This window comes from Gemella sp. GL1, from assembly GCF_013415365.1.
GTDB lineage: Bacteria > Bacillota > Bacilli > Staphylococcales > Gemellaceae > Gemelliphila.
In genome coordinates, this window is sequence record NZ_JACBYB010000006.1 from 1 (window position 1) to 9,630 (window position 9,630).

Sequence of the window (9,630 nt, forward strand, 5' to 3'; positions counted from 1 at the left end):
AATGAGAATAGTAAGGATTTAAAAAGATCATTAGATAATTTTTCAGAAATAGAATTTATATTTTCAAAAATAAATTTTTCTGTAAATAAAGGGCTAGAGAGGCCTATAATAAAAAATATAACATCTATTGATTTAAAGAAAGCATATAATCCATTAATAGATAAAAATGTAGTAGTAAAAAATGACATATATTTAGATAATCAAGCTAATTCTTTATTAATAACGGGTCCAAATACAGGAGGAAAAACAGTTATTTTAAAAACAGTAGGACTCTCAGTACTTTTAACACATTTAGGTTTATATATACCAGCAGACAGTAAATCATCTATAGGTTTTTTTGAAAATATATTTATTGATATAGGGGATGAGCAATCAATTGCTAATAATTTATCTACTTTTTCATCTCACATGACAAATATTGTAAAAATCTTAGAAAGTGCTACGGATAAAACTTTAATTTTATTAGACGAGCTATGCTCAGGAACAGATCCAAGTGAAGGTGCAGCCTTATCTATGGCTATACTTAATAGATTTAAAGATATAAAATCAACAGTATTATGTACAACTCATTATCCAGAAATAAAGGATTACTGTTTTAAATCAAATTATTATAAAAACTCGTCATTAGAATTTGATTTTGATACATTAAAACCAACATATAAATTTATTATAGGTCTTCCGGGAAAATCTAATGCTATAAATATATCTTATAAAATTGGATTAGATGAATCTATAGTCGAAGAAGCAAATACATTTATAAAAGAGACAGAAAAAGAAAGTACGATTATAATTGATGAGCTTTCAAAAAATATAAACGAATATGAAGATAAAATTAATAAATTAAACTTCGAAATAAATGAAATTAAATTAATAAAAGATACGTTATTATCGGATTTAAATGATTTTGAAACCTATAAATATTCACTTTATGAAAAAACAAATGAAGAATTAAACCAGGAAATTGATAAAAGAAAAGAAGAAATGTATGAAGAGTATAGAAACTTTAAAAATGTTTCAGAAACTATTAAACAACATCAATTTAATGGTATGATAGCTAACATGGATTCACACAAGATTCATATGAAAACTAAAAAGATTTTTGAAGAATCACCGATCGAGGGGATTTTATCAGCTGGAGATGATGCAGTATTTATAAAATATGGGCAAAGGGTTGAAGTTTTAGATGTGAAGGACAATGTTGCAACTATTAGAATGGGTGCGATAAAAATGACTGTTAAACTAGAAGAACTTAAAAAAATTAAAAAAGATAAAATAAGATTAAAAGATCCAACTATTAGTAAAAAAAGGGTAACTACAGTAGGATTAGATATTAATGTAATTGGTGAAAATACAGAAGATGCTATAAGAATCATTGAAGATTATATAGACAAAGTACTGCTTTCAGGTTATGATAGTTTTACAATTATTCATGGAGTAGGGTCAGGAATTTTAAAGAAAAATATCGCAAAATATTTAAAACAAAATAGATATGTAAGTTCTTATAGAAGCGGTGGTCAAGGAGAAGGAGGACTTGGAGTCACTATAGTTGAAATGAAGTAAATAAAGGTTTACAATATATTTATTATTAAAATATGGAGGAAAATATATTAATGTTAGAAATAAATGACAAAGATTTTTATGAATTAAAGAATAGAAGTCAGGTTACTTTAGTAGACTTTTGGGCACCATGGTGTGGACCTTGTAGAATGGTATCACCTGTTTTAGAAGAATTATCATCAGAGCTAACAAATATAAATTTTGTTAAGTTAAATATTGATGAATATCAAGAAGCTGCTGGAGAACATGGAATAATGTCAATTCCTACACTTTTAGTAGTAAAAGAGGGTCAGGTTTTAGAACAGATTACAGGATTTAGACCCAAAGGGGATTTAAAAAATCTATTAGAGAAATACAATTAATAAATAAAAGATCTAGTATTAAAGTAATAATACTAGATCTTTTATTGTTCTGCTGGAAATTGAAAACGATAAATGGTATACTTATTAGTAAGAAGTAATATATTTGGGGGATTTATTAATATGCATATCGAAGAAAGACCATTAATGTTATTTTCTCTAGATTCTAATAAACCGTTAGCAGAGCAAGTAGCAGAATCTTTAGGAATAGAGTTAAGTAAATGTAGTGTGAAGAAATTTAGTGATGGTGAAGTTTCAATTAATATTGAGGAAAGTGTAAGAGGAAGTGAAGTTTTTGTAATTCAGTCTACTAGTAATCCGGTTAATGAAAGTTTAATGACTTTATTAATTATGATTGATGCATTAAAACGTGCGTCAGTAGATACGATAAACGTAGTAATCCCTTACTATGGTTATGCTAGGCAGGATAGAAAAGCAAGAAGTCGAGAGCCAATTACAGCTAAGTTAGTAGCAAACTTAATTGAGACTGCTGGTGCTGATAGAGTAATAATGTTAGATTTGCATGCATTACAAATTCAAGGATTCTTTGATATTCCAGTTGATCACTTGATGAGTGCGCCAATAATTGCAAGATATTTCCAAAAGAAATTGCCTAATATGGAAGATGTAGTGGTAGTTTCGCCAGATCATGGTGGAGTAACTAGAGCAAGAAAACTTGCAGATATGTTAAATACGCCTATAGCTATTATTGATAAGCGTAGGCCTAAACCTAATGTTGCAGAAGTAATGAATATTGTAGGAAATATAGAGGGAAAAACATGCATTTTAATTGATGATATAATTGATACGGCAGGTACTATTACATTAGGAGCCAAAGCACTTATCGAAAAAGGGGCAAAAGAAGTATACGCTTCTTGTTCTCATGCTGTTTTAAGTGGACCAGCTTTAGAGAGAATAGAGAATGCACCTATCAAAGAATTAGTATATGCTAATACAATAAATATTCCAGAAGAAAAAAAATTAGACAAGATGATACCATTATGTGTGGGTGAGTTAATCGGACAAGCTATTTATAAAATTTATAATAATGAACCGATAAGTGTTCTATTTGAATAATAGAATCAAAAGGTAACTTAAGTTTAAGTTACCTTTTTTAGTATTTTAATAAATAAGGAGAAAATATGAAATTAATAGTAGGATTAGGGAATCCGGGAAAAGAATATGAGAATACGCGTCATAATATTGGATTTTTGATATTGGATGAATTTATAAAAAAACATAATTTAAGTTTCGACAAAGAAAAATTTAATGCAAAATATACAGTGGGATACATCAATGGAGAAAAGTATATACTTATAAAACCCTTAACGTATATGAATCTTTCAGGAGAATCAGTAAGAAAATTTTATGATTATTTTGACCTTGAAATAGAAGATATTTTAGTAATTTATGATGATTTAGATACTAAAACAGCTAATTTTAGATTAAGGAATCGTGGTAGTAGTGGAGGACACAATGGTATTAAGAGTATTATATCTAACTTTTCTACAGAAAAATTTAGTAGATTAAAAATTGGAATTGATAGACCTAAGAACGGAATAAGTGTATCTAACTATGTTTTAGGTAAATTTTCTAAAGAAGAAATGGAGAAAATACAAACTATTTATCTTAAGTCTGTGAATTGTATAGAAGATTTTTCTAAATTATCATTTATCGACTTAATGAATAAATATAACTAGGTGTTAGTATGTTATTAGAAAAATTATTAAAGATACTTGAAAATGAAGAAATAAAGGAAGATACGGAAATATATTCAAATAATCATACGAGTAAAATTTTGAATATTTACAAAAAATATAGTGAAGGAGATACAGTATGTTTGCTTACTGAATCTAAAAAAAATGCTGAAAATATTCAAGAAGATTTGTTGACTTTTACAAACGAGGTATACATTTTTCCAGAGATTGATATATTAAAAAGATATACTTTCAAAAGTAATGATTTATATCAAATTTCAATAAAAATATTAGAAAATTTACGTAACAAAAAAAATATGATCTTATTATTACCTATGACTTCTATTTATAGAAATTTGAAAAAGCCGGAAGATTTTAAAAAGGGATTTTTAAACATATCTATGGACTTATATCCTAAATTTTCAGAATTACCCAAACAGTTAATGGATTTAGGATATAAGTTAGTAGATACAGTAGAAAATGTGGGAGAGTATTCGAAACGTGGATCTATAATTGACATATATTCAGCTATGATGAATAATCCAATTAGATTGGATTATTTTGATGATGAATTAGACAGTATTAAAAATTTTGATTTAGTAACACAGAAATCTATAAAAAAAATAGAATTTGTTAAAATATATCCTACAAGTGATTTTTTCTTAACAGAGGAAGAAAAAAGTATAGTGATAAAGAAACTGGAACAGATGTTAGAAGATGTGGATTTAAATACTGATCAGACTTTTCTAGATATAAAGAAAGAATTAAAATCAAAAATAAAATTATATAGAAAAGCTGGGATTTTTGATGAATTAGATTTCTTTTCAAATTATATATATGATGAATGTTATTCAATTTTTGACTATATAGATAAAGACGCAATAATATTTTTTGATTCATACATGAAAATAAATGAAAAAAATATTTCTTTACAGGAGTATTTTTTAGAAAGATTAAAGGAGATATCATTTACTTATTTACATCAAGATATATTGGATTTGAAAGCATATGATAAATTTATTAGTTCAAATAATAAAAAATATAATCTGACATTATTAAAATCGGATGATAGGATTTTTAAAAATCAAATAAATCAAAAGGTTAAAGATGTAGAATTTTTTACAACTAATCAAGAATTAGTAAAGGAACTATTAGTGAAAATAAAAAGTAATTTTGAAATAGTAATTCTTTTGCAAAATAAAAGTCAGGTAGATTATGTTGAAAAAATCTTATTTGATTATAATCTATATGAAAAAGTAAGATTAGAGATTATACCTGGAAAAATATATATAGAAAAAGATATCTTGCAATTAAAAGGATTTGAGAGACCAGATAAAAAATTTATTTTAATTACATCTAGAGAAATTTTTAAAAATACAATTGTAAAAAAGAAAAAAGTTTCCTTTAAATACTCTAATTCGGAAAAAATAAGAAATTATCAAGATCTGAATTTAGGAGATTATATTGTACATATTCATCATGGTATCGGTGTCTATCAGGGAATAGAAAATATTGAAGTTAGAGGAATATATAAAGATTTTCTTAAGGTAGTTTATGCTGGTGGAGATGTAATTTATGTTGATATCGATAATATGAAATATATTCAAAAATATATGTCTTCAACTGATAATAGAAAACCAAAATTGAATAAATTGGGTACTAAAAAATGGCAACAAATAAAAAATAAAGTAAAGAAAGAAATTGAAGATGTATCTGTAGAATTAATAAGGATGTATATTAATAGGGAACTGAATAAAGGATATGCTTTTAGTCCAGATACTCCAATGCAGCAAGATTTTGAAAATGATTTTCTATATGAGGCAACAGCAGATCAGGAGAAAGCAACTCATGAAATAAAAGAAGATATGCAAAAAAGTAGACCAATGGACAGATTACTTTGTGGAGATGTCGGTTTTGGAAAAACTGAGGTAGCTATGAGAGTCGCTTTTAAAGCTGTCATGGATAATAAACAGGTAGTAATTTTGGTGCCGACTACTCTACTTGCAGAACAACATTATGAAAATTTTATTCAAAGATTTGCTAATTTTCCTATAAATATAGAGGTAGTTAATAGATTTAAAACTTCAAAAGAAATTAATGAAATTTCTGATAAGCTGAATAGAGGACAAATAGATATAATAGTAGGAACACATAAATTATTAAATGATAAGTTCAAATATAAAGATCTAGGTTTGTTAATAATTGATGAAGAACAGAGATTTGGAGTAAAACATAAAGAAAAAATTAAACATTTAAAAAATATGATAGATGTATTGACTTTAAGTGCTACACCTATACCAAGAACATTACATATGAGCTTAATAGGAATTAGAGATTTATCTGTAATAGAAACACCACCAATTAATAGACAACCCATTCAAACTTTTATAACAAGAGAAAATTCATCTATTATAAGAGAAGCGGTGTTAAATGAAGTGGAGAGAAATGGCCAAATTTTTTATCTTTATAATAATGTAGAAAGAATAGAAGAAAAATACTTAGAGCTTAGAAAATTATTACCAGAAATAAATATAGCATATGCTCATGGAAGAATGAGTCAAAAAGAATTGGAAAATATAATGACAGATCTTATAAATAAAGAGTATGATATGCTTATTACTACAACTATAATTGAAACGGGTATTGATATTTCAAATGTAAATACATTAATAGTTGAAGATGCAGATAAATTTGGATTAAGTCAACTTTATCAAATAAGAGGAAGAGTAGGTAGAAGTAATAGGGAAGCATACGCATACTTTATGTATAAACCTTTTAAATTACTTACAGAAAATTCTGAAAAACGTCTATCTGCAATTAAGAATTTTACAGCTTTAGGTAGTGGTTTCAAGATTGCTATGCAAGATTTATCTATAAGAGGAGCTGGAGATACTCTAGGTTCAAGGCAACATGGTTTTATTGATTCGGTAGGCTATACTCTATATTCTCAAATGTTAGAGAAGGAGCTATTAGGAAAAAAAGAAGCTTTAAAACCTATTTTAGAAATAGATAAAACTAAATCATTAGAATATTATGAAAATATGGTTAATACTGTTCAGAGCGAGCGTATTGAAGATATTTTTGAAATTAAAGAAAATTCTGTTGAAATTAAATTAAATGTCAATGCATATATACCAACGGATTATATATCTAATGATTCTGATAAGTTATATTTTTATAAAGAACTAGCAAAAAGTGATCAAGAAACAGAGATTTTCGAATTAGCGGAAGAAATGATCGATAGATTTTCAGATTATGGAAGTGAAATTGAAAATCTATTAGACATTACCCTGATAAGAATCATAGCTGAAAAAATTAATGTTGAATCAATTAAAGAATTATCTAGTAAAATTGTTATTAATTTTAAAAAGGAAATCTTAGAGTTTTTGAATGGTCCCAAATTATTTGAGAAACTCATAAATTACAAAGATGTTAAAATTCAGGTAAAGAACACTTTAATATTGGAATTTGATAAAAATAATAAAAATGAACTTAAGAAGATATATAAATTATTAGCATTAATACAAGAAAGTTTAGAAAATTAGTTATTGATTAGTTGATTTTAATTTAAAGAAATTTAGATATAGCATATTTAAAAATATTAGAAATTACCTTAAAATTTAGCATGAAATATAAATAAGGACTAGTGAAATTATTCTAGTCCTTATTTATATTATCGAATAATGATACGTCCTTCATTCCTATCATAGGGTCTATAATATGTAGATTATCTTTAGTTAAAATATGCTCGGTATTCTCGATTTTACCACTAGAATCATCTAAGAAAAAATTTGAAAGATGTGAATTTCTTTCGATAATATTACTGGGATTTATAGCATTGTAGAATACTTGAGGATTTCCAGAGAAAAATAATTTGTGTTTAGCTCGAGTGATAGCTGTATAGATAAGATTTTTATTATACATAAAATTGTAATTATCACTCAGTGGTATTATAACATAATCGAATTCAGAACCTTGAGATTTATGAATAGAACAGGCATAAGCTAAAGTTATTTGATCCAGATCTTTTTTTTCGTAAGTTATATAGTTATTATCATAATTAATAACTACTTTTTGTTTTCCATCTTCTGTAAAAATAGAGTCGATATTTCCAACATCACCATTGAAAATATTATCTTCAGCTCTATTCTCAAGCTGCATAACACGATCATCTATTTTATAAATACAATTTCCATATTCAATTTGTTCGGTATTATGATTGAATGTCTGTTGTATAAGTGTATTGAATTTATCAATCCCAAAAATAGATTTATACATGGGAATTAATATTTGTATTTTATCAGCATTTGTAATACTTAATAAATTTTTATAAATATTTAGAGTGGTTTCAACTAAATTTACTTTATCAGATATGTGGAACTCGCGATCCTGAAAATTCCCTAATATGTCAATAGGATTACCATTTTTTATAGCGTGGGATAGTTTTATTATACTAGAATTAGAAGCTTGCCTAAATATTTTATTTAATGATGATGTAGGAATAATCTTTGAAGAAACTAAATCTTTTAAAACATTACCAGGAGAAACTGAGGGAAGTTGTTCAGTATCACCTAATAGTATTATTTTAGAATCTATATCAATTATCTTAAGTAAGTTTTGCATAAGATATACATCTATCATACTTGTCTCATCTATAATTACTAATTTGGACTTAATAATTTTATCACTAGTAAATTCATTTATGTCATCAATTTCAGCATTCCATCCTATTGCTTTGTGAATAGTTGAAGCATAAAAGCCGGTAGATTCAGACATCCTTTTTGCTGCTTTACCGGTAGGTGCGCATAAACATATTATATTTTTTTCTTCATCAAAAAGATCAGTATATGAGTAATTGTTAATTTTTTGAAATATTTTAATTATAGCTAATATAATTGTAGTTTTTCCCGTACCAGGACCTCCGGTAAGAATAGAGAATCTATTGTTTATAGAGTTCTTTATTGCTTCAACTTGATCAGGATCGTAAAGGATGTTGAGTTCAGTTTCTATTTCTTTTATATAATTATCAAGAACTTCACCATTGATTTTCTCATCTTTTTCGGATAGAGAAATTCTTTTTTTAACATTATTATATATATAGTATTCTGCCTGATAAATAGATGGAAGAAATATTTTATTATCGATTTTTATTAGTTCTTGAGAGTTAATAATATCTTCGAAAGCCAATAATATATCTTCTTTTTCTATAGCTATTGGTCTGGATTTGTAAAGTAAATTGAAAGTTTTATATAATAATTCTTGTTCATAGATATATGTATCTCCAGTTGAAAATAATTGTTCATTTATACAATATATTAAAGCTTTCTTAATTCTTTCTGGATTATTAAATTCAACACCTATGTTTTCTGCTATTCTGTCAATAGTAAGAAAACCAACACCACTTATAGTTTTTACAAGATCATAAGGTGAATTGTTAATAATATTAAGGGTATCAGATTTGTAATAATTGTATATTTTATTAATTAGCTTGTTGCTAAAGCCAAGTTCATTCAATTTTAAGATTATATCTTGAGACTGCTTATTAGATACAATATTGTTATAAATTAATTCTTTTTTTGTACTAGGAACTCCTTTTATTGAAGTGAGTTTATCTTTATTTTTATAAATTATATCTAAACAGTTTAATCCGAGTTTTTCTACGATTAATTGAGCAGTTTTTTTCCCAATCCCAGGAAAAGTATCGCTAGATAAATAATCGATAATAGAATTCACATCTTTATTAATAAGACGCTCTGCAGATATTGCGTTAATTTGTTGACCAAATTTTTTGTGTGTAACAATCTCTCCTTTGAAGGAATATAATTCATCTTTTAAAAATTCAATATCGTGAAAGGTACCAACAATAGATATGTAATCTCCATTTAATTCAGAGTGATATGAATGTAAAAAAACTGATAAAATATAATAATTATTTTCAGAATTATGAAATATGATTTTATTAAGATATCCTTCAACTACAATCATTATTAGTATCCTTTCTAATTTAAGGTTCTACT

At 26.2% G+C, this 9,630-nt stretch carries 6 protein-coding genes; 5 read left to right on the plus strand and 1 reads right to left on the minus strand.

Features of this window, described 5'->3' with window-relative positions; translation table 11 throughout:
* The 5 genes from HZY82_RS00030 to mfd form a co-directional block, all read left to right on the plus strand.
* Positions 1-1,560, plus strand: a 1,560-nt coding sequence (locus HZY82_RS00030) for an endonuclease MutS2 (RefSeq protein WP_179938317.1), incomplete at its 5' end; no start/stop codon positions are given.
* A 50-nt stretch (positions 1,561-1,610) separates the two neighbouring features.
* Positions 1,611-1,919 (plus strand): thioredoxin, encoded by a 309-nt coding sequence (gene trxA / locus HZY82_RS00035; protein ID WP_135155892.1) that lies wholly within the window; start codon positions 1,611-1,613, stop codon positions 1,917-1,919.
* Between the two features lie 120 nt (positions 1,920-2,039).
* On the plus strand, positions 2,040-2,993 hold the full coding sequence (locus tag HZY82_RS00040; protein WP_135155985.1) for a ribose-phosphate diphosphokinase: 954 nt from the start codon (positions 2,040-2,042) through the stop codon (positions 2,991-2,993).
* Positions 2,994-3,058: 65 nt separating this feature from the next.
* Complete coding sequence (pth, locus tag HZY82_RS00045; RefSeq protein ID WP_135155891.1) at positions 3,059-3,616, plus strand: aminoacyl-tRNA hydrolase; 558 nt, start codon at positions 3,059-3,061, stop codon at positions 3,614-3,616.
* Positions 3,617-3,624: 8 nt separating this feature from the next.
* Positions 3,625-7,158 (plus strand): transcription-repair coupling factor, encoded by a 3,534-nt coding sequence (mfd, locus tag HZY82_RS00050; RefSeq protein ID WP_135155890.1) that lies wholly within the window; start codon positions 3,625-3,627, stop codon positions 7,156-7,158.
* Positions 7,159-7,270: 112 nt separating this feature from the next.
* Here the strand turns inward: mfd and recD2 are convergent, their stop codons facing one another.
* Positions 7,271-9,598: an SF1B family DNA helicase RecD2 gene (gene recD2, locus HZY82_RS00055; protein ID WP_135155889.1), complete on the minus strand. Its 2,328-nt coding sequence runs from the start codon at positions 9,596-9,598 to the stop codon at positions 7,271-7,273.
* Between the last annotated feature and the right edge of the window lie 32 nt (positions 9,599-9,630).